The sequence below is a fragment of the Bacillus cereus group sp. BfR-BA-01309 genome (genome assembly GCF_022664315.1).
GTDB lineage: Bacteria > Bacillota > Bacilli > Bacillales > Bacillaceae_G > Bacillus_A > Bacillus_A mobilis.
The window spans coordinates 292112-318254 of record NZ_JAKUHE010000005.1 but is presented as its reverse complement, the minus strand read 5'-3'; the positions used below and the strand labels follow the sequence as shown (position 1 = coordinate 318254).

Below are 26143 nucleotides of genomic sequence, written 5' to 3'. Positions count from 1 at the left end.
ATGTTTACGATGGTACAGAAGCTTTGGCTGACAGTAGTATGTGCAGTATTTGTAACAGTTTCCTTCCTTTATTTTGTATCTTTATACTCGTATGAAAAACTATACGTTGATAATTTAAAAGATTCATTAGTAATGGAAGGAAAGCGTCTTGCTGCGCAATATGATAAGCGTGAAGGGATAGCAACTTTTGAAGAGAAAGTAAGAGCATTTGATCAAATATCTAGTTCAGATGTTCTTTTCGTATCAAACCCACGTGATTTAAGCGCATGTTTACCTTTTGATGTGCATCATCATTCTCTTATAAGTGAAGGGGACAGGCAAGCATTATTAGATGGAAAAACGGTGACAAAGATAGGGTATGAGGAACATTTTGATCGTAATATTATGGGGGTTGTCATCCCTGTTTTAGAAAATAAAAAGTTAGTTGGCATTGTATATTCTTATATTCCTTTAAAAAGTATAAAAGACTTAATATATGATATGGGCCTTATTTTAGCACCGTTAGCGCTTGCTATGACTTTACTAACAATATGGATTGGTAGAAAAATTATTATCGCTATTACGAGACCGCTTTCGCAAATGGAACGAGTGGCCAATCATTTAGCTACGGGAGATTTCTCAGAACGAATTACAATTTCTTCCGAAGATGAAATTGGACGATTAGGAAAAGCATTTAATAAAATGGCAAATTCTTTAGAGACAGAAGACGTAAAGCGAAAGGAATTTTTAGCTAACGTTTCGCATGAACTAAGAACGCCGCTTAGTTATATAAAAGGATATAGTGAGGCTATTTTAGATGGTGTAGCGAAGGGACCGCAGCAGGAAAAAGTAACCCAGCTCATTCATAAAGAAGCGGGGCGTATGCAGCGTCTTGTTCATGATTTATTAGATTTAGCACAATTAGAAGGTGAACATTTTCCGCTAAAGAAACAACCTATCGTTTTTTCACAACTCATTGAAGATGTGTTAGATACGTATGAGATTAAGTTTATAGAAAAGAAAATTCGTATTTCAACAAATTTAAATCCAGAAATCATTGTAATGATTGATGAGGATCGTATGCAACAAGTGCTTCATAACGTGTTAGATAATGCGATACGGTATACAAATCCAAACGGGGATATTATGATAACGCTCATGCAGATAGATGATTACTGTGAATTGAACATAAAAGATACAGGAATTGGTATTGAAACAGAGCATTTAGAAAATCTTGGCGAACGTTTTTACCGCGTTGATAAAGCGAGAAGTCGTCAACATGGTGGAACAGGTTTAGGCCTTGCTATTGTAAGACAGATTGTTCATATACATGATGGACAATGGCGAATTGAAAGTGAAAAAGGGAATGGAACGACGGTTAGCATTAAATTAAAAATACAAGTTGAAGAAAGCATGTTCTAACGTGAAGGACATGCTTTTCTTCATGAATACATATAAATTAATATCAAATAAATATTAAAAATTTGACGATTTTATGAACAAAACATTTGTACTTCTTACCAATTCGTTCTAAAATAGTTATGATGCAAAGTTCTTATAAATCGTTTCAATTGTTGTTTGGAAGATACTGAGGTGATTTAACTGGAGTACAAATCTATTAAACCGAAAAAAATTTACGAAGAAGTATCTGAAGCTATTTTAACAATGATTAAAAATGGTACGTTAAAACCAGGTGACAAACTACTTCCTGTACATCAATTAGCTGAGCAGTTTCAAGTTGGTAGATCTGCTGTTCGTGAAGCGTTAAGTGCGCTAAGAGCAATGGGCCTAATTGAGATGAAACAAGGAGAAGGTACATATGTGAAGAATTTCGATTCTTCTTCATTAACAAAATCATTAAACAATAAATTATTAATGAAGAAAGAAGATATTTTGAACTTATTAGAAGTACGAAAGGTGCTTGAAGTGGGGGCAGTTCGAGCAGCTGCGGCAAAGCGTACGGAAGCTAATTTGCAAAATATGAAGCATTGGTTAGATGAAATGGCAAAGAACATTGGAGATGAAAAGGCTGGCGAAAAAGCAGATTTTCAGTTCCATATGGGAATTGCGGAGTCTTCGCATAATAACATTTTGCTTGAACTCATGAATCACGTTTCAGAGATGATTGCTGAAACAATTGGTGAATCAAGACGCATTATTTTATATGGTGAACAAACAACATCAGAACGACTTATAGAAGAGCATCAAGTTATATATGATGCAGTGTTAAAGCAAGATGTAGAATTAGCGCAGCGAGCAATGCTAGATCATTTAACAAATGTAGAACATATTGTCACAGGCAAAAGCGATATAAATTCGTAATTTAATCTTTTAAAAATCAAATTTTTTGATAAAATAGAGAGAGATTAAGTAAGCGTTTTCTTTAGAAGAGGGAGAGGATAGGCCATGGTTGAGCCTACTTCTTCTTTCCTTAGTCATCTGATGACCATATGTTTGTTGGTGGAGTTGTAAAAAGGGGGAGTAATAATTATGAAAGTTACTTTATTTGTTACTTGTTTAGTCGATATGTTTGAAACAAACGTCGGCAAAGCAACAGTTGAAGTGTTGGAGCGTTTAGGTTGTGAAATTGAATTTCCAGAAGCACAAGTTTGTTGTGGGCAGCCTGCTTATAATAGCGGCCATGTAGAAGCAGCAAAAGAAGCGATGAAACATATGATTGAAACTTTCGAAGATGCAGAATATATCGTTACACCATCTGGTTCTTGTGCGACAATGTTTCATGAGTATCCGCATGTTTTTAAAGATGATCCGAAGTGGGCTAAACGTGCACAAAAGATTGCTGATAAAACATATGAATTGACACAATTTATTGTAGATGTTTTAAAAGTGACAGATGTTGGTGCAAGCTTACCAGGGATCGCTACTATTCATAAATCTTGTCATATGACACGCCTGCTTGGAGTAAAAGAGGCGCCAGGAATTTTATTATCAAACGTCAAAGGATTAACTGTGAGGGAACTGCCAAACGAGCAAAATTGTTGTGGGTTTGGGGGAACGTTTTCAGTGAAGATGACTCCAATTTCTGAGCAAATGGTAGATGAAAAGGTAGATAGTGCAATGGAAACAGGTGCTGATTATTTAATCGGTGCAGATTGTGGGTGTTTGTTAAACATTGGCGGACGTATTGAGCGTTTAGGAAAAGAAATAAAAGTAATGCATATTGCTGAGGTACTGAATAGTCGCTCATGAAGGGGGAACATAAGCTATGTCTATGAAAATCAGTGAGAAAAAATTTAATGATCGCGTTGGCGATGGAATTCAAGATTCGTTTATGCGCGGAGCAGTATCTTCTGCACAAACGCGCTTATATACGAATCGCTTAAAAGCAGCGGACGAATTAGGAAATTGGGAAGAGTGGCGTGAACTAGGTGAACAAATTCGCCAACATACGTTAGAAAATCTTGATTATTATTTAATGCAGTTAAGTGAAAATGTATCAAAAAGAGGCGGACATGTGTACTTTGCGAAAACGAAAGAGGAAGCAGCAAAGTATATTCAAGACGTTGCAAAAAAGAAACAAGCGAAGAAAGTTGTAAAATCAAAATCAATGGTAACTGAAGAAATTAGTATGAATCATGCCCTTGAAGAGATTGGATGTGAAGTGTTAGAAAGTGACTTAGGAGAGTATATCTTGCAAGTAGATAACGATCCACCTTCACATATTATTGCGCCTGCACTTCATAAAAATAGAACGCAAATTCGTGATGTATTTAAAGAAAAACTTGGCTATGAAAATTCTGATGATCCATACGAAATGACAAAGTTTGTTCGTAAACAACTTCGTGAGAAATTTATGGATGCGGAAATTGGTGTGACAGGTTGTAACTTCGCCGTTGCAAATACTGGCTCTCTTTGTTTAGTAACGAACGAAGGTAATGCAGACCTTGTCATGTCGATTCCGAAAACACAAATTGCAGTAATGGGTATGGAACGTATGGTTCCGACAATGGAAGAATTAGATGTTTTAGTTGGTTTACTATGTCGTAGTGCAGTAGGGCAAAAATTAACAAGTTATGTAACTGTAGCGGGACCAATTCAAGAAGAGGAAGTAGATGGACCTGAAGAATTCCACTTAGTTGTTGTTGATAATGGCCGATCTCAAATTCTTGGATCGGAATTCCGATCAGTATTGCAATGTATTCGTTGTGCTGCTTGTGTTAACGTATGTCCTGTATATCGTCACGTTGGTGGACATTCATATGGCTCTATATACTCAGGACCAATTGGTGCAGTATTAACTCCACTTTTAGGCGGATATGACGATTACAAAGAGCTTCCTTATGCATCTAGTTTATGCGGAGCATGTACAGAAGCTTGTCCAGTAAAAATACCATTGCATGATTTATTATTAAAACATCGTCAAGTAATTGTTGAGCAAGAAGGACGTGCTCCACTTGCAGAAAAATTAGCAATGAAAATGTTTAGTATGGGTGCTTCTTCAGCTGCTTTATATAAAATGGGATCAAAAATGGCACCAGCAGCAATGAGTCCATTTACATCTGGTAACCGTGTATCAAAAGGTGTTGGGCCACTTAAAAACTGGACAGATATTCGTGAATTCCCGGCTCCAAGTAAAGAACGATTCCGTGATTGGTATAAAGATCATAAGAAAGGCGGGGACAAATAATGACAGGATTAATTCAAAACCGTGAGTCCTTTCTAGATAATATTGCAAAAGAACTTGGACGTGAGCGGAAAACGGAAGGCGTAAAGCGTCCAGCGTGGAAAAGTAATGTGAATGTAGAAACGCTAAAAGATTATTCACAAGAAGAATTGTTAGAAGTATTTAAAAATCAATGTACAAACATTCATACAACTGTAGTGGAAACGACAAACGACCGTTTACGTGAAGATATTCAAAAAGTAATCGTGGAAAACGGCGGGGGACCTATTATGTTATCGGCAGATGAACGTTTTGATTCTTATGGATTGACTACTTTATTTAAAGAAGAGCTTCCAAAGCAAAATGTTGAAGTGAATGTATGGGATCCTGAGAAAAAAGAAGAGAATATGCGTATCGCAGAAAGAGCGAATATTGGAATCGCATTTAGTGATTATACTTTAGCTGAATCTGGTACGATTGTTGTACAAAGTCATAAAGGTCAAGGGCGTTCTTTACACTTTTTACCGACTGTATACTTTGCTATTATTCCACGTGAAACACTTGTGCCTCGTATTACACAAGCAGTTCAGGATATGAACACACGTGTAGAAAATGGTGAGGCGGTCGCATCTTGTATTAACTTTATTACAGGGCCTAGTAACTCGGCAGATATTGAAATGAATCTTGTTGTCGGCGTACATGGACCATTAAAAGCAGTATATTTCATCGTATAAAAGAGGGGAAAGCAGGCCAGAAAATGGCCTGCTTTTTTAATAGAATAGAGATAATATGAAGTAGAATTTCTCTCCTTTTTTTGCTATGTTCTTCTGGAAAGGAGAGGAAGGGATGTTCACTTATTTATATGCATTGTTAGTCGGGATGGTGTTTGGTTCTTTTTTTATGGTAATTGCAATGAGAGTTCCACTAGGTGAGTCTATCATTACCCCGCGTTCACATTGTCATTATTGTAAGTATGTGCTCAAGCCAAAAGAATTGATCCCGATCATTTCGTTTTGTATACAGAGGGGACGTTGTACGAATTGTAAGAGGACGATTTCAATTTTGTACGTAGTATTTGAACTTGTAACCGGTATGATATTTCTTCTTACTGTATATATGATTGGGATGGAACGAGAGCTTATCATCATTTTATCGCTATTTTCATTACTTCTTATTATTTCAGTTACAGATTACATATATATGTTAATCCCGAATCGTATTTTAGGTTGGTTTGCCTGTTTACTCATTTTAGAATGTATTTTTGTACCGTTAGTTACTTGGACAGATAGTATAGTTGGTAGTGGCGTTATATTCATTTTGTTATATTGCATGCAAAAGATATATCCAGAAGGGCTTGGTGGAGGGGATATAAAATTACTTTCGCTGCTTGGATTTATAGTGGGACTGAAAGGGATTTTTATGATTTTATTTTTAGCATCTTGCTTTAGTCTTTGTTTCTTTGGAGCTGGTATAGTATTAAAACGTATGAAAATGAGGAGCCAAATTCCGTTTGGTCCTTTTATTAGCCTTGGGGCAATATGTTACATGCTGGTCGCATATGCAAAATAGAGAGGGGATAGAACATGAATGTATATATGGATGATCAAAGAAGTTGTCCGTACGGGTATGTACCCGCCACTACAGTAGAATGTGCTTTGCAAATGGTTCGGGATTATGAGGTAAATATTCTTTCCCTTGATTTTAATATGGGATGGGGAGAAAGAAATGGATTAGATTTTGTAGAAGCTTTTTGTAAAGAGGGTTTATATGTAAATGAAATGCACCTTCATACGAATGATGTCATCGGTATGCACAAGATGAAACAGAGGATTAATAAGGGAAAGGAAGAAGGGGAAATTCAGCCTCACCTTGTTGTTAAATATGTAGGGAGCTAAAAACTCCAAAGTAAAACTTTGGAGTTTTTAATGTTTCATATGAGCTTGCAACGGAATGATCTCTTCTTGTTGAGCTGCTACTAGTTCAGTTTCTTCTTGTTTCACGTCAGGTGCTTTCTTTGTTAAGTAATGGTAAACCATACCGACAAATACAGACCCGCCAATAATGTTACCGATTGTAACTGGAATTAAGTTATGAATAGCACCTGTAAAAGAAATTGTCTCCGGATGTGGTGAAACTAAAGATAAAGCAAACAGTGATAAGTTTGCAATGCTATGCTCGTAACCAGATAAGAAGAATGTGAAAACGAGTAGCATCATCATCATAATTTTTGCTGTATCACCTTTCACTTGAGAAGGTAAGAAACACGCAAGACATACAAGCCAGTTACATAAAATTGCTTTAAAGAATAATTGCATTGTAGGTGTATTCATTTTTCCTTCTACCACTTTATTCATGAAATGACCGTGATCAATTGCTTCGAAAATTCCAGTTGCATAAAATAGTAAGGCAAAGAATAAAGCTCCAGCTAAATTCCCTGCATAACAAGCGACCCAGTTACGAAGTGTATCAGAAATGGTTGTTTCTTTTCTTAAAGTTGCTACAGTGAAGTACATTGTGTTTCCAGTAAACAATTCAGCGCCGCCATATATAATTAGTACGAGGGCAATTCCGAAAAACATAGAAGCAGCTAAATAAGTTGCTGGTGAATCTGCAATGTGAAAAAAGTTACCTAATTTAAAACATAGTACAATAATAAAACCGATATAAATACCCGCAAGTGCGGCACGAATGAAATATTGCATCGGGTTTATATCTAGCATTTGTTTTTTGCTCTTAGCCAGTTTGACAACATAATCTAATCCTTGTTCTAGCATGAGTAATACGCTCCTTTAGTACATCATCTATAAATACTCCTTATATGAATAAAGTACATGGATTCGGTCGTAGTTTCAATAAGTTTGTGCAATGTTTCACAAAAAGGACATACATACGTTGAGAAAACGTTTACAAAAGATAGTATAATAGAAATTTTTCTGGACATGGAAGGGGAGAAGGGAAAAAGAAAAAGCGCTGTAATTACAGCGCTTTTTCGTCTAAATTCTTTTCTACTTTTACTTCTACCTCTTTTGAGAAGAACCAACCGCCAACTGCGATTCCAACTAATACAATCCAGAATGTAAGCTTCCATGGCGTAGATTCTGGGAATGAATGCGGAATTACATTTAATGCAGGGTGTGCTAATGTATAGACTGCTAGTTTCACACCAACCCAACCTACAATTAAGAATGCAGCAGTTTCAAGTCCTGGCTTACGTTTTAAGATTTGTACGAAAGCAGTTGCTGCAAATCGCATAATGATTAATCCGATAAGTCCACCTACAAAGATAACAACGAATTGCCCAGTATCAAGACTACCAATTGTACCTAATCCTGTTTTTGGTAAAGTCATTGCTAATGCAACAGCAGCTAAAATTGAATCAACTGCGAAGGCAATATCAGCAACCTCAACTTTAAATACAGTCCACCAAAAGTTCTCTTGTTTTTTCTTTGCTTCTTTTTCTTCTGTTTCTTCATCCGTATTCTTTTTAACATACGTTTTAAATAAATGATTACCAGCGATAAACATAAGGTAAATGGAACCGATTGCTTGCACTTGCCATACATCGACTAGGAACGAAATCATAAATAATGATCCGAAACGGAAAACAAATGCTCCCGCTAATCCATAAAATAGTGCTTTCTTACGTTTTTCTTCTGGTAAATGTTTTACCATAATTGCAAGAACAAGAGCGTTATCAGCTGCTAAAATCCCCTCTAGTGCAATTAGGATGAGTAATACCCAACCATACTCCAATAATAATGATACATCCATGTACATTCTCCTCTCATTTCAATAAGTACTAAATAAGTGAAGAATTTCCCCACTATTTAGTTTCCCCATACTCCTGCCTATTAACTTTGGAAGAATTTGGAAATGAATACAAAAAAGACCTCTGCCGTTAATAGGCAAAGGTCTTGCTAGACATATGTAATGAAAATGCCAACAAAGCCGGAAGAACTAAGTTCTACGTAATGACGACTTTGTTTCCAAGAAATAATTCTTGGACGCTACTCCCCTTTGGAGATATGCTATTGTACTCTCATTATATGGATAATTTATACGGTTGTCAACCTGTTAAAATATCTTCATTCGGGTATTTTATTTTTCGGTTCTTTTTACGTGCAAATGAAAAAGCCAATGTTAAAGGTCCCATCTTCCCGAAAAACATCATAAAGATAATAATAGCTTTTCCAATCATAGTTAAGTGTGGTGTGAAATTCATACTAAGACCGACAGTCCCAAATGCTGAAAATACTTCGAAAGCACTCATCAATAGAGGAACTCGCTCAGTAATACTTAAAATTAAAATAGCAAAAAAGATAAATGAAATGGAAATAATAGTGATGGTCAATGATTTGACAATGAGGGTATCTTTAATAGATTTTTTAAACACGACAATATCATCTTGTTCTTGTAAAAATTTAAATACCCCAAAAAACATGATTAAAAAGGTTGTTAACTTAATTCCACCACCGGTTGAAGCACTACCAGCGCCAATAAACATAAGGAGCATCATTAATAGTAGGGAAGGCTTTGATAATGCAGAAATATCAACTGTATTAAACCCGGCAGTACGCGTTGAAACCGCCTGGAAATAAGCGGCCATTCCTTCTTCAAATGGGGTAAATCCTCTCATAGAAAGAGAATTGTGGAACTCGAATATGAAAATAAAAATAGTCGCAATAATATTGACGATTAGAGTAGAAGAGAGCATAAGTTTTGAGTGTAATGTAAGGTTTTTAAAATTTTTCTTTCTTTTTATATCTATAATTACTGTAAAACCAATCCCCCCTAAAATAATAAGGGAAGAAATAACGAGATTGACAAGAATGCTATGGGAGTGGGACATTAAATTATCGCTCCATACAGAAAAACCAGCATTGTTAAAAGCAGAGATTGAATGAAAAAAGCTATAATAGATCCCTTTAGCAATACCGTATTTTGGTACCCATTCAAAAGAAAGAATCAAAGTAGCGATACACTCGACTGTAAAAGAGAATAAAAATAATGCTTTGGCAAGACGAATGACGCCACCAATGTTCGTTTGATTTAACGCTTGTTGCAGTAAAATTCGGTTTTGAAGACCAATTTTTCTGCCGAGCATAATCGCAATTAAAACGGCAAAGCTCATAATACCAAGTCCGCCCACTTGTATAAGCGTTAAAATGACACATTGGCCAAATAAGGTAAATACTTTCCCTGTGTCCACAACACCAAGCCCTGTAACCGTACAAGCAGAAACAGTTGTAAATAAAGCATCGAGCCATGAAATAGACGTTGTTGTAGCAATTGGTAGCTTTAATAAGCATGTACCGATAATGGATAACATAATAAAAGACAAAGTAAGAACACGGGGAGGACTCATGCGAATGTTAATCCGTTTCATGTCACGTATCGTTCCTTTCAGTTTACTCTTACTAGTATGTGAAAAAACACGATTATGTATGTTAACAATAGAAAGAGGCAGAGAATATCTGCCTCTAAGCCATATGTTATAGTATTATCCACGTAATTGTTGTTGAGCTAAAGCAACAAGTCGTTTCGTTACTTCACCGCCAACTGAACCGTTAGAACGAGATGCTGTATTAGAACCTAAGCTAACACCAAATTCTTGTGCAATTTCATATTTAAATTGTTCAAGCGCTTGTTCTGCACCTGGAACCAGTAATTTGTTTGTTTTTACCATGCTGATACACATCCTTATGAGTAGTCCAGTTCAGCTAAGTACTTATCTGAACTGGTAACGTTATTTTATGTGGAAACGACGTACTCATACGCGGAAGTAATCGGTGTGATTAGAAGTTATTGGATAGAAAAAAGAGTAGCAAATTTGCTACTCTTTTTTCAGTATTGTCGCTGTACCTTCCACGACAATATCATCTGATTGATTATATATGTTTGTTTGCAACGTAATGATTTTTTTATCGTCACGTTTTTTGATGACTTCTGCCACAACGCGAAGTGTATCGCCAATTTTGACAGGAGCACGGAATGAAACGTTTTGAGATAAATAAATCGTGTTTTTGCCAGGAAGTTTCGTTCCAAGAATCGTCGAAATGAAACTGGAAACGAGCATGCCATGAGCAATACGTTCTTTAAACATTGTCGTTTTTGCAAAAGAATCTAAAATATGAATAGGATTCACATCTCCGGTTAATTTTGCAAAATTGATAACGTCCTCATCTGTAATCGTTTTTGTAAGGGATGCTTGATCACCGACTTGAATCTCATCATAACGAAGCTCTGGAACAGTTTGTGCTTCTTGAAATGGATTCATTTGGGCCTCCTTCTTTTCCATATCGAAAAATGCCAGCCATCTTGATGTAGTAGGAGGAAGAAAGAGTTTTGTTTGTGCTGCAGTTAGCTCCCACATTTTTCTTACTTGATGGAAGTAAATAAATTTTTTGAGTTTTCCTCGAACTGCTTTGCGAGTTCTAGTTGTTTGGACTTGAACTCTCCCAAAAAAACTTCTAACTGTTTTTGAACCTCTTCACGTTGTACTTGTTGTTGTTCAATAAATTGTTTTGTTGTTTCTTCAAATTGACCACTAGTTTGAGTAATAATAGACAACGATGTTTTCGTAGGAGAAACAGTAAGTTGGTGCATTTGAGTAGAAAGTTCATTCCATTTCCCTTGCCACTCGTTAATTTGATCATTTAAGGAGTTTCCAGTTAATTGCTTCACGTAATCTGTATATTGGTTATTGAACTGAGCAGTGAACTGTTGTAGTTCTTTTTCTAGTTCATCTACTCCTGATGTTAATTTATGCAAAGCGTCTTGTTGTTGTTTTAAAGTTTCTAAAGTAAGTTGCTCCAATTGTTTCCCAGCTGAAGAGAAGAGGGAAAGAGATTGAGACCAGTTTTTCCAAAATGCATCGACTAATTCGTATGGCTTAGTTTCCATTGTTTGACCTCCAAATATTTTTTTGCATATTGTGAACGCAGATCACTCTGCTGTACCACCAGGTGAAGATGAAGAATCCTTTTCATCCTTTTCTGGAGAAGTAGAAAATGGAAAGAATGCATTGGTGTATAACGTAAAAAACGTCCGCAACATATTTTGATAATGTTCAAAAGAAGTCGCACATGTTGTTAAATATTGCTCTCCATATTCTGTTAAAGAATAAATTCGTTTCGCTGGCCCGCCTTCGCTTGTATCCCAAGTAGAAGAAATAAGGTTTTCTTTTTCTAACTTGCGCAATGTTCTATACACATTACCTTGGTCAACAGAAGAAAAGCCGATGTCCATTAGCATTTGAATGAGTTTGTAACCATGAAGACTCCAGTCTTTTAGACAGAGAAGTAAGAAAGGAACTAAGAAGTTTTTTGGCATGGAGTTTGGTTGTTTCGCTTGGTTTTTTTCCAAACCTTCTGGGTGTTCTGGTTCATTATGTAGCATGATTGTGCATCACCTCATGAATCAGTTAGATGGAATTTTTTGCTTATAAGTGCAATTTACACCTATCTGTTTTTAATGTCAACACATTTATTGGAAAATAAAGAAAAATAAAATATAGGCTTGAAGTTTTATTCAGAATATTAGAAAATAGTGAATAGGTTGAATTGTTTCAAAAACAAAAAAGGGAGTGTAGGCGAAGTGATTGATCAAAAATTCGATCCATTGCAAGCATGGAAAAATGCTTATGAACAAACCGAAACATTTTGGGGAAAAGCGCTCAATGAAACAATTAAAACAGAAGAATATTCTGCTTGGATGGGCAGCGTTCTAGACTTGAATTTGTTTTATCAAAAAGCGTTAAATGATACAACAAAAAGTTATTTAGAACAGGTGAATGTGCCTACGAAAGAGGATATCGCTAGAGTAGCTACGCTTGTTATTAACTTAGAAAATAAAGTTGATAATATTGAGGAAGTTCTAGAAGAGAAAGTGGATTCATTAGGACAAGCCCCTACATTAAAGCGTGATGTTACAAAAGTAAAACAAGATATTCGCACATTAGAAACGAAAGTTGATCAAATTTTGGAATTGCTAGAAAAGCAAAATGCAGTACTAGCGAAACTACAAGTACCTGTAAAAGAAGAAATAAAGCCTGCGAATAAGCCAGAAAATAAAAAATGATAATAGCGTTTGTTTATAACGTGTAAAAGGGAAGGGAGAATCTCTTTTTCATGTATAAACAACGAAACATAATTAATATATGGACTCTATTCATATGAGTACCAAAATGATTCATAACAATCGTTCACAAATTCATTTAAGGGGGAAAAGAAATGGTTCAATTAAATGGCAAAGTAGCAATCGTAACAGGTGGGGCAAAAGGAATTGGAAAAGCAATTACAGTAGCATTAGCACAAGAGGGAGCAAAAGTAGTTATTAACTATAACAGCAGTAAAGAAGCAGCTGAAAACTTAGTAAATGAATTAGGAAAAGAAGGACATGACGTTTATGCAGTTCAAGCGGATGTTTCGAAAGTAGAAGATGCAAACCGACTTGTAGAAGAAACTGTGAATCATTTTGGTAAAGTTGATATCCTTGTTAATAATGCTGGTATTACAAGAGATCGTACATTCAAAAAGTTAAATCGTGAAGATTGGGAGCGCGTAATTGACGTGAACTTAAGCAGCGTATTTAATACGACAAGTGCTGTACTTCCATACATAACGGAAGCTGAAGAAGGAAGAATCATTAGTATTTCTTCTATTATTGGTCAAGCTGGTGGATTTGGACAAACAAACTACTCTGCAGCAAAAGCAGGTATGTTAGGATTTACAAAATCATTAGCGTTAGAACTTGCAAAAACAAATGTAACTGTAAACGCAATTTGCCCAGGATTTATTGATACTGAAATGGTAGCAGAAGTACCAGAAGAAGTACGTCAAAAAATCGTTGCGAAAATCCCGAAAAAACGTTTTGGTCAAGCTGATGAAATTGCAAAAGGTGTAGTATACCTATGCCGTGACGGTGCGTATATCACAGGTCAGCAATTAAACATTAACGGTGGATTATACATGTAATGAAGTAAGAAAAAAGTGCATATCCATAGCAGGAATGCACTTCTTTTTTTTAGAAAGAAATCGACCAAAAAGGAGATAGAAAAATGACTACATTCGTAACGGAATGGGAAAAGCAATTGGAGTTGTACCCAGAAGAATATCGTAAAGCATATCGCCGTGTGAAAAGAGCGAGCGAAGTTTTATTACGCGAACCAGAACCACAAGTTGGTTTAACACCGAAAGAAGTTATTTGGACGAAGAATAAAACGAAGCTGTATCGTTACATTCCAAAACAAGAAAAAACACAGAGAGTTCCAATCCTATTAATATACGCGCTTATTAATAAACCGTATATTATGGATTTAACTCCAGGAAATAGTTTAGTGGAATATTTAGTAGATCGTGGTTTTGATGTGTATATGCTTGATTGGGGCACATTTGGTTTAGAAGATAGTCATTTGAAATTTGATGATTTCGTGTTCGACTATATTGCAAAAGCAGTGAAAAAAGTAATGCGAACTGCGAAATCGGACGAGATTTCTTTACTTGGTTACTGCATGGGTGGAACGCTAACTTCTATTTATGCAGCACTTCATCCACACATGCCAATTCGCAACTTAATCTTTATGACAAGTCCGTTTGATTTCTCTGAAACAGGATTATACGGTCCTTTATTAGATGAGAAATATTTCAATTTAGATAAAGCGGTTGATACATTCGGAAATATTCCGCCAGAAATGATTGATTTCGGAAATAAGATGTTAAAACCAATCACAAACTTTGTAGGTCCATATGTCGCTTTACTCGATCGTTCAGAAAATGAGCGCTTCGTCGAAAGCTGGAAATTAGTTCAAAAGTGGGTTGGTGACGGTATCCCATTCCCAGGTGAATCGTATAGACAATGGATTCGCGATTTTTATCAAAATAATAAATTAGTGAAAGGTGAACTCGTTATTCGCGGACAAAAGGTAGACCTTGCAAATATTAAGGCGAATGTCTTAAATATTTCTGCGAAACGTGATCATATCGCACTGCCATGCCAAGTAGAAGCGTTGCTAGATCATATTTCTAGTACAGATAAACAATACGTATGTTTACCAACGGGACATATGTCGATCGTTTACGGTGGAACAGCGGTAAAACAAACATATCCGACGGTTGGAAATTGGCTGGAGGAACGTTCTAATTAAAAATAAAAAATCCAACTAGCGTATGTTAGTTGGATTTTTTTATGGGAAATAACAAAACATAGAAAGGAGAAATTTATATTTTAGGAGTATAATTATGAAACTTATGACTGGTAAGTTGTTTTGGAATACAGGAGTTTCTATACCTTGTTATCCATCGTTAGAAAATGATATGATATGTGATGTGCTTATAGTCGGAAGCGGAGAAGCAGGTGCTCATATAGCGTATTCGTTAGCGAAAATTGGAATGCGTGTTACGCTTATTGAAAAAAGAGCAATCGCATGCGGTAGCACAGCTGCTAATACAGGTTTACTCCAATTTCTTCATGATAAATCGTTAACCTCACTGATCCATACATTTGGTGAAAAAAAGGGGGTACGAGCATATAAGCTTTGTTACGAAGCGTTACGGACAATGGAGCAAGTTGTACCGACTCTCGATATTGATCCCCAGTTTATTCCGCGAAGTAGTTTGTATTATGCAAGTAGCCATGAGGACGTATCGTTTTTACAAGAAGAATATAATACGTTACGCCATTATGGATTCCCGGTTGAATATTTTACCGATTCACATATGATGAAGAAGTATTCATTCACAAAACAAGCAGCGTTATATTCGCATGGTGATGCCGAGGTGAATCCGTATTTATTAGCGCATAGCCTTTTACATAAAGCAAATCAAATGGGTGCTATTATACATGAGCATACAGAGGCTGTACATATAAAAAAACACCAAAATGATTTAATTTGTTATACGAAAACAGGAAATAAAGTTGTAGCAAAGAATATTATTATGGCGACGGGTTATGAAGCACTTTTCGGAAAGAAAGAAAAAAATACAACAGTGGAAACATCATATGCAGTTGTGACAAATAAGGTAGATTCATTTGAAGGTTGGCACGAACGATCATTAATTTGGGAAACAGCACGGCCTTACTTATATTTTCGAACGTATGAAAACCGTATTATTGTAGGTGGATTAGATGAAGCGATGCAAATTCAAACAATCGGTGATACGAAATTATTGCATAAGCGTGATCTCCTTATTAACATTGTAAAAGAGATGTTCCCGCAGTATAAGAATATACAGGCAGACTACTATTGGGCGGCAGCATTTGGTGGTAGTCATGATGGTCTCCCTATTTTAAAAGAAGACAAAAAGATACATAATTTGTTTTACGCATTACCGTATGGAGGTAATGGAACTGTGTATGGAATGGTATTTGCCAAATTATTTGAGCAGTTATTTACAAATAAAGAAAGTGAAGATTTTTCTTTATTTAATCGATAGAAAAAAGGTAGCGAAGTGATGGAATGAGAGATATAAAAAATTTTTTACAAAAATTACGTCCTGTACAACTCATTGTTTTGTTTTATTTATTAGCAGTAGTTGTATCGGTGATATTGCTTAGTTTCCCGTTTGTTACGAAGGCTGGTGTGAAATGGACATTTATCGATGCCCTCTTTACATCTGTTAGTGCGGTAAGTGTTACGGGATTGTCTGTTGTTACGATTTCAGATACATTTACTACGGCAGGAATTATTATGTTAGCCCTTATTTTACAATTAGGCGGCTTAGGAATTATGGCACTTGGTACGTTCGTTTGGATTATAACAGGGAAAAAGATTGGTTTGCAGAGAAGAAGGCTCATTATGGCAGACCATAATCAAGGGAATTTATCAGGCCTTGTAGAATTGATGCGTTCTATTTTAATTGTAATTATTTCGATAGAACTTATTGGAGCAATATTATTAGGTACAAGATTCTTACTTTACTTTCCAACTTGGCAAGAAGCTTATTTTCACGGTTTCTTTGCGGCTGTTAGTGCAACTACAAACGGCGGATTTGATTTAACAGGACAATCACTAATTCCGTATAAAAAAGATTACATTGTTCAAATGATTCATATGTTGCTTATTATTTTAGGGGCAATTGGTTTCCCGGTATTAATGGAAGTGAAACAATTCCTTAGTAAAAGGAAACAGCAACTATTTCGCTTTTCATTATTTACAAAATTGACGACAACAACATTTTTTGCGCTCGTTGTCGTTGGAACAATCATGATTTTTTTACTAGAACGAAATCATTTTTTAGCAGGAAAGTCATGGCATGAAACAGTTTTCTATACATTATTCCAATCTGTGACGACGCGAAGTGGTGGACTTGCTACAATGGATATACTTGAATTGTCACAACCGACGCTTTTATTTATGAGCATATTAATGTTTATAGGAGCATCTCCAAGTTCGGTTGGGGGCGGAATACGGACAACAACATTTGCTGTTAGCATATTATCGTTATACACTTTTGCAAGAGGCGGAAGAACGGTTAGAGTCTTCAAACGTCAGCTACATGAAGAGGACGTGCTGAAAGCATCTGTCGTTATGACGATGGGGATTTTATTATGTGCCACAGCGCTATTTATTTTATCTATTACGGAAAACGTACCGCTTATGAGTTTAATTGTTGAAGTGTGTTCGGCTTTCGGGACGACAGGCCTATCGACAGGTATTACGCCAGATTTAACAACGGTTGGTAAACTTGTACTCATTGTACTTATGTTTATCGGGCGTGTCGGTATTTTAACATTTATACTAGCTAGTGGTGGAAGAGAACAGCCACCTCGCTATAAATACCCGAAAGAGAGAATTATTATTGGATAATATGAAACCATTCTACCTACGTTAGGTAGAATGGTTTTTTAGTCGTTAATGCCAAATTGCGGATGCATAAAAGCATCCTTCTTATTCGTTACTTCTTTTTTTAGCAGCTCTTGATTTTCTTCTGAAATCCACCCAATATCATTTGTAGGATGGATCCATTCTTCTCCAGCCATAATGGCAGGATCTACCTCATCACTCCAATTGTGAAGTGGACTATTCTCGGAATCATATTTACTGTCTCCGATTACGACGTCATATTGATTTATGAAAGGTTGTTGCATCTTCTTTCCTGTTCCTTTAAAAGATGGGAAATTCATTTGATGCGGGAGCGTTTCATCTAAAATTGGTGACTGAATTTTATCTTTCTTCTTCATAATAATCGCTCCTTTTTAGAATGCTTTCTTCATAGGTAGTATTTCCATCTAGCAGTTCTTATGTACTTGTTAACACTTGCCAGTAATAATTATTTCAGCTTGCTTCAAACTAGAGTAGAAAGTGAATCCTTGAGAGCAGGTGAATGTATTGGTAAAAAGAAAAGTGAAACAAAATGCGGCAATCAACAATAATAAAACTCCGAAAGAAAGCTTACCAGATGCAGAATTTGCATTAGAGTATGAAGGAGAAAATAGCGCGAAGTATGCAAATCGTAATTCAAAAAAAGGTAAACAAAAATGAGGCGTTTTTTACAAACGCCTCATTTTTTTGTGGGATTATAAAGGTTTTTTTAATTATTTGTAAATTTAGTGTTCATTATTAGCAGAAAAATGCGAAAAAACATAGAAGTAGCAACGTATTACACAAAAACAAACAACAAACAAAAGATTAATGTTGGTTTAATACTGCTTTTACACTAGTTGTTTATATTTGAGTTGTACATAAGATTTATAAAAGGAGAGAGAGACAGTGAAAAAAACAATCTTTAAAGCTGTAGCAACTGGAATGGTATTTTCGTTATTAATGGGGTGCGGTGCAAAGAAAGAAGAAAGCGCTGGGGCAAAAGTGAAAGATGATAAATTATCTGGATCATTGACTGTTTACACAGCGATTGAAGAAGAACTTGTACCCATTTATCTTGATTCTTTTAAACAGAAGTATCCAGATGTAAAACTGAACATTGTTCGTGATTCAACTGGAGTTATTACAGCGAAATTGCTAGCTGAAGGAAAAAATACACAAGCAGATGTTGTATGGGGAACAGCAGCGTCTAGTCTACTAGCTTTAGATAAAAAAGATATGTTAAAAGGATACTCTCCAAAAGGAGCAGATCGTGTTCTTCCACAATTTAAAGATGATAAGCAACCAGAAAAATGGGTAGGTAATACGGCATTTATGACAGGGATTGCTATAAATAAAGAAGAATTAAAGAAGAAAAATTTACCGATGCCAGAATCATATGAAGACTTAACGAAACCAGAATATAAAGGAACGCTTGTTATGCCACATCCGGCTTCTTCTGGAACAGGATTTTTAACAGTTTCTGCATGGTTACAAATTATGGGTGAAGATAAAGGCTGGGATTACATGAAGAAACTTCATGATAATATGGCAACTTATACTCACTCAGGATCAAAACCAGCGAAATTAGCAGGCGCGGGTGAATATCCAGTGGGCGTATCAATGGTTTATAGTGCTTTGAAAGAGAAACAAAAAGGTGCACCAGTTGAAGTTGTATTGCCGAAAGAAGGATTAGGATGGGAAGTAGAAGCGAACGCACTTATTAAAAAAGATAATGCAAAAAATGAAAAATTAGCGCAAGCATTTTTAGATTGGGCAATTACTGATGATGTAATGAAGTTATACTTCGAGAAAAATGGATTTGCGACAATTAAAAATGATTATAAACTTCCAGATGGATTCCCTAAAGATGTAACAGAAAAGTTATACAAAAAGAATGACTTTAAATGGGCAGCAGAAAATCGCGACAAAATTTTAGAAAAATGGGAAAAAGAATTTGGCCAAAAAGCAGAACCGAAAAAGTAAGTGAGTGGGAGAGAGAAAAAATGAGCGAATATTTATCAATTCAACACATTCAAAAGCAGTTTGATGCATTTACAGCGTTAAAAAATATTTCTTTTACTGTGAAAAAAAATGAGTTTGTATGTTTATTAGGCCCAAGTGGTTGTGGGAAAACGACATTGCTTCGAATTTTAGCAGGGCTAGAAGAGGCAACAACAGGTAGTATAGCTGTGAATGGAAAAGATATTACAGCATTACCTCCTGGAAAGAGGAACTTCGGAATGGTGTTTCAATCGTATGCATTATTTCCGAATTTAACAGCACTTGAAAATATTGAATATGGCTTAAAGACAAAAAAATATGGAAAAGCAGAAGTAAAAGAGAAAGCGCTAGAGGCGTTGGAACTAGTTGATTTACTGAATGTAAAAGATAAATATCCTGCTCAAATGTCTGGTGGACAACAGCAGCGAGTGGCACTTGCACGTGCACTCGCTCTGTCTCCGGATATTTTGTTACTGGATGAGCCGTTATCTGCTTTAGATGCAAAAGTACGTGAAAAGTTACGTAGAGAAATGCGTGATTTGCAAGAAAAAGTAGGAGTAACAACTATTATGGTCACGCATGATCAAGAAGAGGCATTAACGATGGCTGATAAAATTGTTGTAATGAATCATGCGGAAATTATGCAGATTGGAACACCAGAGGAGATTTATCAAAGACCAGCCAATCCGTTTGTGGCAGATTTTATTGGTTCTATTAATTTCTTTTCGAAAAATAATGAAGAACATGCAATTCGTCCTGAACATGTAACAATTGTACAAAATGATGGTATTAAAACGGTTGTGGAAAGCATGGAATTTCGTGGATCTGTATATCGGACAGAAGTGCGAGTCGTAGAAGAGAAAACACATCTTTATAACGAGAAAATTGTAGTGGATATATTGGCATCAGAAGTAGAAAAAACCGCTATTAGAAAAGGAAAGCCGATTCAAATCTCTTTCTCAGAAAATCATATGCTGTCATATGGAAAGAAGGTCATTGTATAGATGGAGATGTTAGAAAATTTCAAGGTAGAAAGTACGAAAAAAAAGATTAAGAGACGTATTGGTAAAGAAGAGTGGATACAAAGACTATTAATTATCGGTATGCTTCTTGCCTTTTTGATCATGCTTGTATTACCCCTATTACAATTGTTTACACAAGCTTTTTACGATAAAGATGGAGCTTTCATTGGTGTTGCGAATTTCAGTAAATATTTCACAACACCAACGCTAGTTCAATCATTACAAAATACGATATGGATTTCAGGTGCGACAACAATTATTGCAGTGACACTCGCTTTCGCTTACGCCTATGCGATTGCTCGTACGAATGTGTTTGGGAAGCGTGTATTTCAATACGTCGCGTTGTTACCACTATTCGCACCAACAATGATGCACGGTATCGCACTAACATATTTATTTGGTAATCAAGGGTTAATAACGAAAGGAATGTTTGGTTTGTTTGAAGGGATACAAATCCCTTTATATGGACCAGTAGGAATTGTAATAGCTGAGGTTATGTATACATTTCCGCAAGCTTTTCTTATATTATTAATTGCTTTTCAAGGCTCTGATTATCGTTTATATGAAGCTTCTAATATGTTAGGAGCGAGTAAAACAAAGCAATTTTTCACTGTTACTTTACCTAGTGTAAAGTACGGATTAATTAGTGCGATGTTCGTTGTGTTTACACTTAGTTTCACTGATTTTGGGGCACCAAAAATTGTTGGTGGACAATATAATGTACTTGCTACTGATGTATATAAGCAAGTAATTGGACAGCAAAATATGCCGATGGGTGCAACTGTCGGGATGATTTTATTAATCCCAGCTATATTTGCGTTTGCAGTTGATCGTATTACGCAAAGAAAGCAGGCAAATCTCTTGTCTTCTAAAGCAGTACCTTACAGAATAATAAATAATAAGAAACGAGATGTTATTTCATTCGTATATTGTAGCGTAGTAACGCTTATGATCATTCTATTATTTGTGGCAGTTGGTATTGCGGCAAGTGTGAAAGTATGGCCATATAATATGAGCTTTACATTTGAGCATTTTAACTTTTCTAGTTTAACAGGAGATGGACTTGAAGCGTTTAAAAACAGCGTAATTGTTTCAGCAATCACAGCGGTTATTGGAGCGGTTTTAACATTTATGTTCGCTTATGCGATTGAGAAAATAGATCAGCTACAATTTTTCCGAAAAGCAGGTTACTTTTTCTCTATCGTCCCTTTAGCGATACCAGGTTTAGTACTTGGGTTAGGCTATGTCTTCTTCTTTAGTCAACCAACCATACAAATCTTTGGACTTTCCGTAACGAATCCGTTTCATTCTCTATACGGAACAATCGCTGTGCTAGTATTAGTCAATATCATTCATTTTTATTCTGTAACATTTGTTACGGCAACGACAGCTTTAAAGAAATTAGATCGAGAGTTTGAACTTGTTTCACAGTCGATGGGAATTCCGTTTTATAAAACATTCTTTCGAGTAACAGTACCGATGTGTTTACCGGCGATTTTAGAAATGGTAATGTACTACTTCGTAAATTCAATGGTAACTGTTTCGGCAGTCGTATTCCTATACGCAGCTGATTTTAAACTAGCTGCTGTATCAATTGTAAACATGGATGATGCAGGAAATGTAGCACCAGCAGCTGCAATGAGTGTACTTATTGTTGTTACAAATATTGTAGTAAGAGTTGTATATGAATGGGGAACGAAAGCACTTCGTAACCGAACTTCACAATGGCAAAAAAGATAAATAAGAAGGGTGATGGATTGAATGAAAATAGAAGCAATTATTTTTGATTGGGCGGGTACGACAGTTGATTATGGATGTTTTGCACCACTGGAAGTATTTATGGAGATTTTCCATAAACGCGGTGTTGAAATTACTGCAGAAGAAGCTCGTAAGCCAATGGGGTTATTGAAAATTGATCATGTTAGAGCATTAACAGAGATGCCTCGTATTGCGAGTGAGTGGAATCGTGTTTTCGGACAATTACCAACAGAAGCAGATATTCAGGAGATGTATAAAGAATTTGAAGAAATTCTCTTCGCTATTTTACCGCGCTATGCTTCGCCGATTAATGGAATAAAAGAAGTGATTGCTTCTTTACGTGAAAGAGGAATTAAAATTGGTTCAACGACTGGTTATACGAGAGAAATGATGGATATTGTAGCAAGAGAAGCAGCGCTACAAGGGTATAAACCTGATTTTCTTGTAACGCCAGATGATGTTCCAGCGGGTCGTCCATATCCGTGGATGTGTTATAAAAATGCGATGGAACTTGGGGTATATCCAATGAATCATATGATAAAGGTTGGAGACACGGTATCGGATATGAAAGAGGGAAGAAATGCTGGAATGTGGACAGTTGGTGTCATTCTTGGCAGTAGCGAGCTCGGTTTAACGGAAGAAGAAGTGGAGAATATGGATTCGGTAGAACTTCGTGAAAAAATAGAAGTAGTTCGCAAGCGTTTCGTTGAAAATGGGGCGCACTTTACGATAGAAACGATGCAGGAACTCGAAAGCGTAATGGAACATATCGAGAAACAAGAACTTATTATTTCATAAAAGGGGAATAGGATCATGACTGAAAATCACTACTTATTATTAACACCAGGACCATTAACGACAACAAAAACGGTAAAAGAAGTTATGTTATACGATTGGTGTACGTGGGATGCTGAATATAACACGATGGTGCAAGATGTAAGAGCTAAACTTGTATCGTTAGCAACGAAGGAAGAAGAGAAATATACGACTGTTCTCATGCAAGGAAGCGGTACGTTTTCAGTTGAAGCAGTAATTGGTTCTGTTATTCCTAGAAATGGAAAGTTGCTTGTTTGTACAAATGGTGCGTACGGTAAGCGAATTGTACAAATGGCAGAGATGTTACATATAGATGTGGTGGTTAGTCAAACGGAAGAATGGGAGCCTACTAATATTGCAGAAGTAGAAAAGATATTACAACAAGATAAAGAGATTACACATATTGCAGTTGTTCATTGTGAAACAACAACAGGTATTATCAATCCAATTGTAGATGTATGTAAATTAGGGAAGCAATATGGAAAAGTAACACTAGTTGATGCAATGAGTAGTTTTGGTGGTATTGAAATAGATATCGCTGAGTTGCAAATTGATTTTCTAATTAGTAGTGCGAATAAATGTATTCAAGGGGTTCCTGGGTTTGGCTTTGTTATTGCAAAGCGCGATGAATTGTTGAAATGTAAAGGACAGGCACGTTCATTATCATTAGATTTATACGATCAGTGGGAGACGATGGAAAATCAAAATGGAAAATGGCGTTTTACGTCACCTACACATGTTGTACACGCTTTTTATCAAGCACTACTTGAATTAGAAAAAGAGGGCGGAGTAAAAGCGCGTTACAATCGATATTATAACAATCAAAAACTATTAGTGAATAGAATGAGAGAAATCGGATTTAAGTCACTAGTAGATGAAAAATATCAATCACCTATTATTACATCTTTCATTTATCCAGAAGAGTGGTTTGATTTTGGGCAGTTATACAATGAATTAAAGCGTGATGGATTTGTTATTTATCCAGGTAAAATTTCAAAAGTAGATACATTCCGTATTGGAAATATCGGTGATGTACATGAGGCAGATATCGATCGTTTAGTTGATAGTATTGCTAAAGGAGTTGTTATAGGTTGAAAGTATTTTGCTTAGGTGGAGCAGGTAAAATTTGTCGTGAAGCAATTTTAGATTTGGTGCAATTTTCATCTTTTGAGACGATTACAGTAGCTGATTTTAATGAAGAAGAGGGCCTGAAAGTAGTAGAATGGCTCAATGATCCTCGCGTTGATTTTGTGAAAGTAGATGTAACGAATCATGAGGATACGGTTGCAAAAATGAAGGGCTATGACATTGTAATGGATGGCACGACGATAAAGCTAAATGGTTTGTCAACTCGATGTATTGCAGAAGCAGGTTGTCACGGTGTGAATTTGAATGGATTTGGTGAAGAAAATGACTCACACTCTATATTTGTTCAAAACGGAAAAACATGTTTACCTGGTTTTGGTATGACGCCAGGGGTAACGCAAATGATGGCAATGCATGCAGCAAATCAGCTAGATACTGTAGAATCAGTTCGTGTCAGCCACGGTTCGTATCGTCCGATTGCTTTTTCTGCATCAATTACAGAAACAACGACATATGAATATGATCCACATTTACCATCGCGTACAGTGTATGAAGATGGTGAGTTTAAGCAAGTACCTCCGTTTGCGCGTCCGAGAGAAATTGAATTACCGGCGCCTTATGGTAAGGCAACGCAGTATATAATCCCGCATTCTGAAACGATTACGTTAGCAAAAGCACTGAAAAATAAAGGCGTCAAACTGATAGAGACGAGAGGGACTTGGCCAAAGCAAAATATGCAACTCGTACGTGCGTTATATGATTACGGTATATTGCGTAATGATCAAGTTGAAATAAATGGGGAAGAAATCGGCATTATGGATTGTATTTCGAAGTATTTATTGCAATCGAAAGAGGGACAAGAAACAGAAATTTACGGTTATGCACTTCATGTAGAAGTAATAGGTATGAAAAATAATGAGAAACAAAGGCACGTATTATATCATACACACCCGTTATCTGATGGATCTGTTGTAGGATGGGAAAAATTAAGAGCTTATACGAGAAACGTCGGTATTCCATTTGGGATTGCTACAGAGTTAATCGCAAAAGGGAATGTAAATAAAGTTGGCGTTGTGACACCAGAGGACGCTTTTGTAAATCCACAAATTATTTTTGATGAACTAGTAAAGCGTGGTATTCATATTCATGAAGAAGTTTTTACTGAAAAAGAAAGTTATAACTTTGTATAAGTAAGGCAGTTTATGAGGTAGAAATCAATGGGGTGAGGCTATGTCTGTAGTAGGTGAAGAAAGAAAGCGAACCATTCTTGAGAAGGTAGAGTTTAAAGGGAAAGTAAAAGTTTCAGAGTTAGCGAGAGAGTTTGCTGTATCGACAGAGACGATTCGCCGTTATTTAGAAGAATTGGATCGTGAAAAGAAGTTGAAGAAAGTGTATGGTGGAGCCGTCCAACTTCCGGGAGCTGGAATAGAGGCACCAATGTTAGAACGAGAGATGCTGCATATAGAAGAGAAGAAGAGAATTGGGTATAAAGCAGCAACGTTTGTGGAAGATGGAGATGTGATTGCGATTGATGACGGAAGTACACCACTTCAAATGGTGCCATATCTTGTTCATCGTAAAAATTTAACGATTGTAACAAGTTCATTTCCAGTAGCCACACAATTAATTTCTTCTATTAATAAAAAGATGTTTCATGGTGAAGTTTTATTTATTGGTGGAAAAATATCTCCAAAGCATTCACGTGTGTCAGGGTCTATTTCGCAGCAAGTAATCCAGCAATTTCATTTTCATAAAGCATTTGTGTCGATTGATGGATTGTTACCTGGTTTTGGGGTTTCTAGTTTTGAATTAGAAAAGGCGAAACTGTCAGAAGCGATGATGAAATTAGCAGAGAAAACATATATTTTATGTGATCATACAAAAGTAGGGGTAAAAGGAAATTACCGAATAGCAGCGTTTTCGCGTATTCAACATGTAATTTGTGATAAGAAAATGCCCTATAGTTTTGAAGAGGAAGTCAAAAGGCATAATATTCAATGGACAATTTGCTAAATAAATGGAACTCCCACCTGATTTTGAGGTGGAAGTTTTACT

28 protein-coding genes and 1 riboswitch are annotated in these 26143 nt (G+C 36.2%); of the genes, 20 read left to right on the top strand and 8 right to left on the bottom strand.

Annotated elements, in window-relative coordinates; genetic code table 11:
* The 7 genes from MR115_RS12695 (at position 1) to MR115_RS12665 (ending at position 6498) form a co-directional block, all read left to right on the top strand.
* Positions 1 to 1401 carry a sensor histidine kinase gene (locus MR115_RS12695; RefSeq protein WP_242241536.1) on the top strand — a complete coding sequence of 467 codons (1401 nt, stop codon included), beginning with the start codon at positions 1 to 3 and terminating at the stop codon, positions 1399 to 1401.
* 210 nt (positions 1402 to 1611) lie between these two features.
* Entirely contained in the window at positions 1612 to 2301 is a 690-nt protein-coding gene (locus MR115_RS12690) for a FadR/GntR family transcriptional regulator (RefSeq protein WP_309243100.1), read from the top strand.
* Positions 2302 to 2469: 168 nt separating this feature from the next.
* Positions 2470 to 3189, top strand: a complete 720-nt coding sequence (locus tag MR115_RS12685) for a (Fe-S)-binding protein (RefSeq protein ID WP_242241534.1) — start codon at positions 2470 to 2472, stop codon at positions 3187 to 3189.
* Positions 3190 to 3205: 16 nt separating this feature from the next.
* Positions 3206 to 4627, top strand: a complete 1422-nt coding sequence (locus MR115_RS12680) for a LutB/LldF family L-lactate oxidation iron-sulfur protein (RefSeq protein WP_000061930.1) — start codon at positions 3206 to 3208, stop codon at positions 4625 to 4627.
* The gene (locus MR115_RS12675) at positions 4627 to 5337 is read left to right on the top strand and encodes a LutC/YkgG family protein (protein ID WP_242241533.1); all 711 of its coding nucleotides are present in this window, start codon (positions 4627 to 4629) and stop codon (positions 5335 to 5337) included. Before MR115_RS12680 ends, MR115_RS12675 begins: the two co-directional genes overlap by 1 nt.
* A gap of 112 nt (positions 5338 to 5449) precedes the next feature.
* Entirely contained in the window at positions 5450 to 6172 is a 723-nt protein-coding gene (locus MR115_RS12670) for a prepilin peptidase (RefSeq protein WP_242241532.1), read from the top strand.
* Positions 6173 to 6186: 14 nt separating this feature from the next.
* A complete protein-coding gene (locus tag MR115_RS12665) occupies positions 6187 to 6498 on the top strand; it encodes a cyclic-phosphate processing receiver domain-containing protein (protein ID WP_242241530.1) in 312 nt (103 codons plus the stop codon).
* Positions 6499 to 6525: 27 nt separating this feature from the next.
* Here MR115_RS12665 and MR115_RS12660 read toward each other — a convergent pair whose 3' ends face one another.
* The 7 genes from MR115_RS12660 to phaQ all read right to left on the bottom strand — a co-directional run bounded on the left by MR115_RS12660 (position 6526) and on the right by phaQ (position 12001).
* A complete protein-coding gene (locus MR115_RS12660; RefSeq protein WP_242241528.1) occupies positions 6526 to 7377 on the bottom strand; it encodes a formate/nitrite transporter family protein in 852 nt (283 codons plus the stop codon).
* Between the two features lie 202 nt (positions 7378 to 7579).
* Complete coding sequence (locus tag MR115_RS12655) at positions 7580 to 8374, bottom strand: TerC family protein (RefSeq protein WP_000383331.1); 795 nt, start codon at positions 8372 to 8374, stop codon at positions 7580 to 7582.
* A gap of 90 nt (positions 8375 to 8464) precedes the next feature.
* Positions 8465 to 8631, bottom strand: a riboswitch (yybP-ykoY riboswitch).
* Between the two features lie 38 nt (positions 8632 to 8669).
* Positions 8670 to 9989, bottom strand: a complete 1320-nt coding sequence (locus MR115_RS12650; protein ID WP_061678854.1) for a TrkH family potassium uptake protein — start codon at positions 9987 to 9989, stop codon at positions 8670 to 8672.
* Between the two features lie 114 nt (positions 9990 to 10103).
* The gene (locus MR115_RS12645; protein ID WP_000241212.1) at positions 10104 to 10289 is read right to left on the bottom strand and encodes an alpha/beta-type small acid-soluble spore protein; all 186 of its coding nucleotides are present in this window, start codon (positions 10287 to 10289) and stop codon (positions 10104 to 10106) included.
* A 147-nt stretch (positions 10290 to 10436) separates the two neighbouring features.
* Positions 10437 to 10880 carry a MaoC family dehydratase gene (locus MR115_RS12640; protein ID WP_001067916.1) on the bottom strand — a complete coding sequence of 148 codons (444 nt, stop codon included), beginning with the start codon at positions 10878 to 10880 and terminating at the stop codon, positions 10437 to 10439.
* Between the two features lie 101 nt (positions 10881 to 10981).
* Positions 10982 to 11506, bottom strand: a complete 525-nt coding sequence (phaP, locus tag MR115_RS12635; RefSeq protein ID WP_061678855.1) for a polyhydroxyalkanoic acid inclusion protein PhaP — start codon at positions 11504 to 11506, stop codon at positions 10982 to 10984.
* 42 nt (positions 11507 to 11548) lie between these two features.
* The gene (phaQ, locus tag MR115_RS12630) at positions 11549 to 12001 is read right to left on the bottom strand and encodes a poly-beta-hydroxybutyrate-responsive repressor (RefSeq protein ID WP_242241526.1); all 453 of its coding nucleotides are present in this window, start codon (positions 11999 to 12001) and stop codon (positions 11549 to 11551) included.
* A gap of 198 nt (positions 12002 to 12199) precedes the next feature.
* Between phaQ and phaR the strand changes: the two genes are divergently transcribed.
* The 5 genes from phaR (at position 12200) to MR115_RS12605 (ending at position 17408) form a co-directional block, all read left to right on the top strand.
* Positions 12200 to 12682, top strand: coding sequence for a polyhydroxyalkanoic acid synthase subunit PhaR (phaR, locus tag MR115_RS12625; protein ID WP_242241524.1), 483 nt, complete (start codon positions 12200 to 12202; stop codon positions 12680 to 12682).
* Between the two features lie 152 nt (positions 12683 to 12834).
* Positions 12835 to 13578 carry an acetoacetyl-CoA reductase gene (locus MR115_RS12620; protein WP_000250414.1) on the top strand — a complete coding sequence of 248 codons (744 nt, stop codon included), beginning with the start codon at positions 12835 to 12837 and terminating at the stop codon, positions 13576 to 13578.
* A gap of 83 nt (positions 13579 to 13661) precedes the next feature.
* A complete protein-coding gene (gene phaC, locus MR115_RS12615) occupies positions 13662 to 14747 on the top strand; it encodes a class III poly(R)-hydroxyalkanoic acid synthase subunit PhaC (protein ID WP_000206842.1) in 1086 nt (361 codons plus the stop codon).
* A 94-nt stretch (positions 14748 to 14841) separates the two neighbouring features.
* Positions 14842 to 16035, top strand: coding sequence for an NAD(P)/FAD-dependent oxidoreductase (locus MR115_RS12610; RefSeq protein ID WP_242241523.1), 1194 nt, complete (start codon positions 14842 to 14844; stop codon positions 16033 to 16035).
* Between the two features lie 23 nt (positions 16036 to 16058).
* Positions 16059 to 17408 (top strand): TrkH family potassium uptake protein, encoded by a 1350-nt coding sequence (locus MR115_RS12605; RefSeq protein ID WP_242241521.1) that lies wholly within the window; start codon positions 16059 to 16061, stop codon positions 17406 to 17408.
* 38 nt (positions 17409 to 17446) lie between these two features.
* On the opposite strand, the gene MR115_RS12600 is transcribed toward MR115_RS12605, so the two are convergent.
* Positions 17447 to 17782, bottom strand: coding sequence for a DUF3905 domain-containing protein (locus MR115_RS12600; RefSeq protein WP_061678858.1), 336 nt, complete (start codon positions 17780 to 17782; stop codon positions 17447 to 17449).
* A gap of 148 nt (positions 17783 to 17930) precedes the next feature.
* Between MR115_RS12600 and MR115_RS12595 the strand changes: the two genes are divergently transcribed.
* The 8 genes from MR115_RS12595 (at position 17931) to MR115_RS12560 (ending at position 26101) form a co-directional block, all read left to right on the top strand.
* Positions 17931 to 18083, top strand: coding sequence for a hypothetical protein (locus tag MR115_RS12595; RefSeq protein ID WP_000240799.1), 153 nt, complete (start codon positions 17931 to 17933; stop codon positions 18081 to 18083).
* A gap of 228 nt (positions 18084 to 18311) precedes the next feature.
* The gene (locus MR115_RS12590) at positions 18312 to 19388 is read left to right on the top strand and encodes a putative 2-aminoethylphosphonate ABC transporter substrate-binding protein (RefSeq protein ID WP_000750910.1); all 1077 of its coding nucleotides are present in this window, start codon (positions 18312 to 18314) and stop codon (positions 19386 to 19388) included.
* Positions 19389 to 19408: 20 nt separating this feature from the next.
* Positions 19409 to 20410, top strand: a complete 1002-nt coding sequence (locus tag MR115_RS12585) for a putative 2-aminoethylphosphonate ABC transporter ATP-binding protein (RefSeq protein WP_242241519.1) — start codon at positions 19409 to 19411, stop codon at positions 20408 to 20410.
* Complete coding sequence (locus MR115_RS12580) at positions 20411 to 22168, top strand: putative 2-aminoethylphosphonate ABC transporter permease subunit (RefSeq protein ID WP_242241517.1); 1758 nt, start codon at positions 20411 to 20413, stop codon at positions 22166 to 22168.
* A 21-nt stretch (positions 22169 to 22189) separates the two neighbouring features.
* Positions 22190 to 22984: a phosphonoacetaldehyde hydrolase gene (gene phnX, locus MR115_RS12575; protein ID WP_242241516.1), complete on the top strand. Its 795-nt coding sequence runs from the start codon at positions 22190 to 22192 to the stop codon at positions 22982 to 22984.
* 15 nt (positions 22985 to 22999) lie between these two features.
* Positions 23000 to 24097 carry a 2-aminoethylphosphonate--pyruvate transaminase gene (gene phnW, locus MR115_RS12570; protein ID WP_242241514.1) on the top strand — a complete coding sequence of 366 codons (1098 nt, stop codon included), beginning with the start codon at positions 23000 to 23002 and terminating at the stop codon, positions 24095 to 24097.
* A complete protein-coding gene (locus MR115_RS12565; RefSeq protein WP_242241511.1) occupies positions 24094 to 25278 on the top strand; it encodes a saccharopine dehydrogenase family protein in 1185 nt (394 codons plus the stop codon). Before phnW ends, MR115_RS12565 begins: the two co-directional genes overlap by 4 nt.
* Positions 25279 to 25318: 40 nt before the next feature.
* On the top strand, positions 25319 to 26101 hold the full coding sequence (locus MR115_RS12560) for a DeoR/GlpR family DNA-binding transcription regulator (RefSeq protein WP_097816688.1): 783 nt from the start codon (positions 25319 to 25321) through the stop codon (positions 26099 to 26101).
* Positions 26102 to 26143: the final 42 nt, after the last annotated feature.

What these genes read in the sequence shown, in the direction of transcription:
- MR115_RS12645 (WP_000241212.1), bottom strand. Translation starts at nt 10,289, where the DNA reads ATGGTAAAAACAAACAAATTACTGGTTCCAGGTGCAGAACAAGCGCTT.
- MR115_RS12580 (WP_242241517.1), top strand. Translation starts at nt 20,411, where the DNA reads ATGGAGATGTTAGAAAATTTCAAGGTAGAAAGTACGAAAAAAAAGATT.
- MR115_RS12685 (WP_242241534.1), top strand. Translation starts at nt 2,470, where the DNA reads ATGAAAGTTACTTTATTTGTTACTTGTTTAGTCGATATGTTTGAAACA.
- phaC (WP_000206842.1), top strand. Translation starts at nt 13,662, where the DNA reads ATGACTACATTCGTAACGGAATGGGAAAAGCAATTGGAGTTGTACCCA.
- MR115_RS12560 (WP_097816688.1), top strand. Translation starts at nt 25,319, where the DNA reads ATGTCTGTAGTAGGTGAAGAAAGAAAGCGAACCATTCTTGAGAAGGTA.
- MR115_RS12680 (WP_000061930.1), top strand. Translation starts at nt 3,206, where the DNA reads ATGTCTATGAAAATCAGTGAGAAAAAATTTAATGATCGCGTTGGCGAT.
- MR115_RS12670 (WP_242241532.1), top strand. Translation starts at nt 5,450, where the DNA reads ATGTTCACTTATTTATATGCATTGTTAGTCGGGATGGTGTTTGGTTCT.
- MR115_RS12610 (WP_242241523.1), top strand. Translation starts at nt 14,842, where the DNA reads ATGAAACTTATGACTGGTAAGTTGTTTTGGAATACAGGAGTTTCTATA.
- MR115_RS12665 (WP_242241530.1), top strand. Translation starts at nt 6,187, where the DNA reads ATGAATGTATATATGGATGATCAAAGAAGTTGTCCGTACGGGTATGTA.
- MR115_RS12600 (WP_061678858.1), bottom strand. Translation starts at nt 17,782, where the DNA reads ATGAAGAAGAAAGATAAAATTCAGTCACCAATTTTAGATGAAACGCTC.
- MR115_RS12585 (WP_242241519.1), top strand. Translation starts at nt 19,409, where the DNA reads ATGAGCGAATATTTATCAATTCAACACATTCAAAAGCAGTTTGATGCA.
- phaP (WP_061678855.1), bottom strand. Translation starts at nt 11,506, where the DNA reads ATGGAAACTAAGCCATACGAATTAGTCGATGCATTTTGGAAAAACTGG.
- MR115_RS12650 (WP_061678854.1), bottom strand. Translation starts at nt 9,989, where the DNA reads ATGAAACGGATTAACATTCGCATGAGTCCTCCCCGTGTTCTTACTTTG.
- MR115_RS12605 (WP_242241521.1), top strand. Translation starts at nt 16,059, where the DNA reads ATGAGAGATATAAAAAATTTTTTACAAAAATTACGTCCTGTACAACTC.
- MR115_RS12695 (WP_242241536.1), top strand. Translation starts at nt 1, where the DNA reads ATGTTTACGATGGTACAGAAGCTTTGGCTGACAGTAGTATGTGCAGTA.
- MR115_RS12660 (WP_242241528.1), bottom strand. Translation starts at nt 7,377, where the DNA reads ATGCTAGAACAAGGATTAGATTATGTTGTCAAACTGGCTAAGAGCAAA.
- MR115_RS12655 (WP_000383331.1), bottom strand. Translation starts at nt 8,374, where the DNA reads ATGGATGTATCATTATTATTGGAGTATGGTTGGGTATTACTCATCCTA.
- phnW (WP_242241514.1), top strand. Translation starts at nt 23,000, where the DNA reads ATGACTGAAAATCACTACTTATTATTAACACCAGGACCATTAACGACA.
- phaQ (WP_242241526.1), bottom strand. Translation starts at nt 12,001, where the DNA reads ATGCTACATAATGAACCAGAACACCCAGAAGGTTTGGAAAAAAACCAA.
- MR115_RS12640 (WP_001067916.1), bottom strand. Translation starts at nt 10,880, where the DNA reads ATGAATCCATTTCAAGAAGCACAAACTGTTCCAGAGCTTCGTTATGAT.
- phnX (WP_242241516.1), top strand. Translation starts at nt 22,190, where the DNA reads ATGAAAATAGAAGCAATTATTTTTGATTGGGCGGGTACGACAGTTGAT.
- MR115_RS12675 (WP_242241533.1), top strand. Translation starts at nt 4,627, where the DNA reads ATGACAGGATTAATTCAAAACCGTGAGTCCTTTCTAGATAATATTGCA.
- MR115_RS12620 (WP_000250414.1), top strand. Translation starts at nt 12,835, where the DNA reads ATGGTTCAATTAAATGGCAAAGTAGCAATCGTAACAGGTGGGGCAAAA.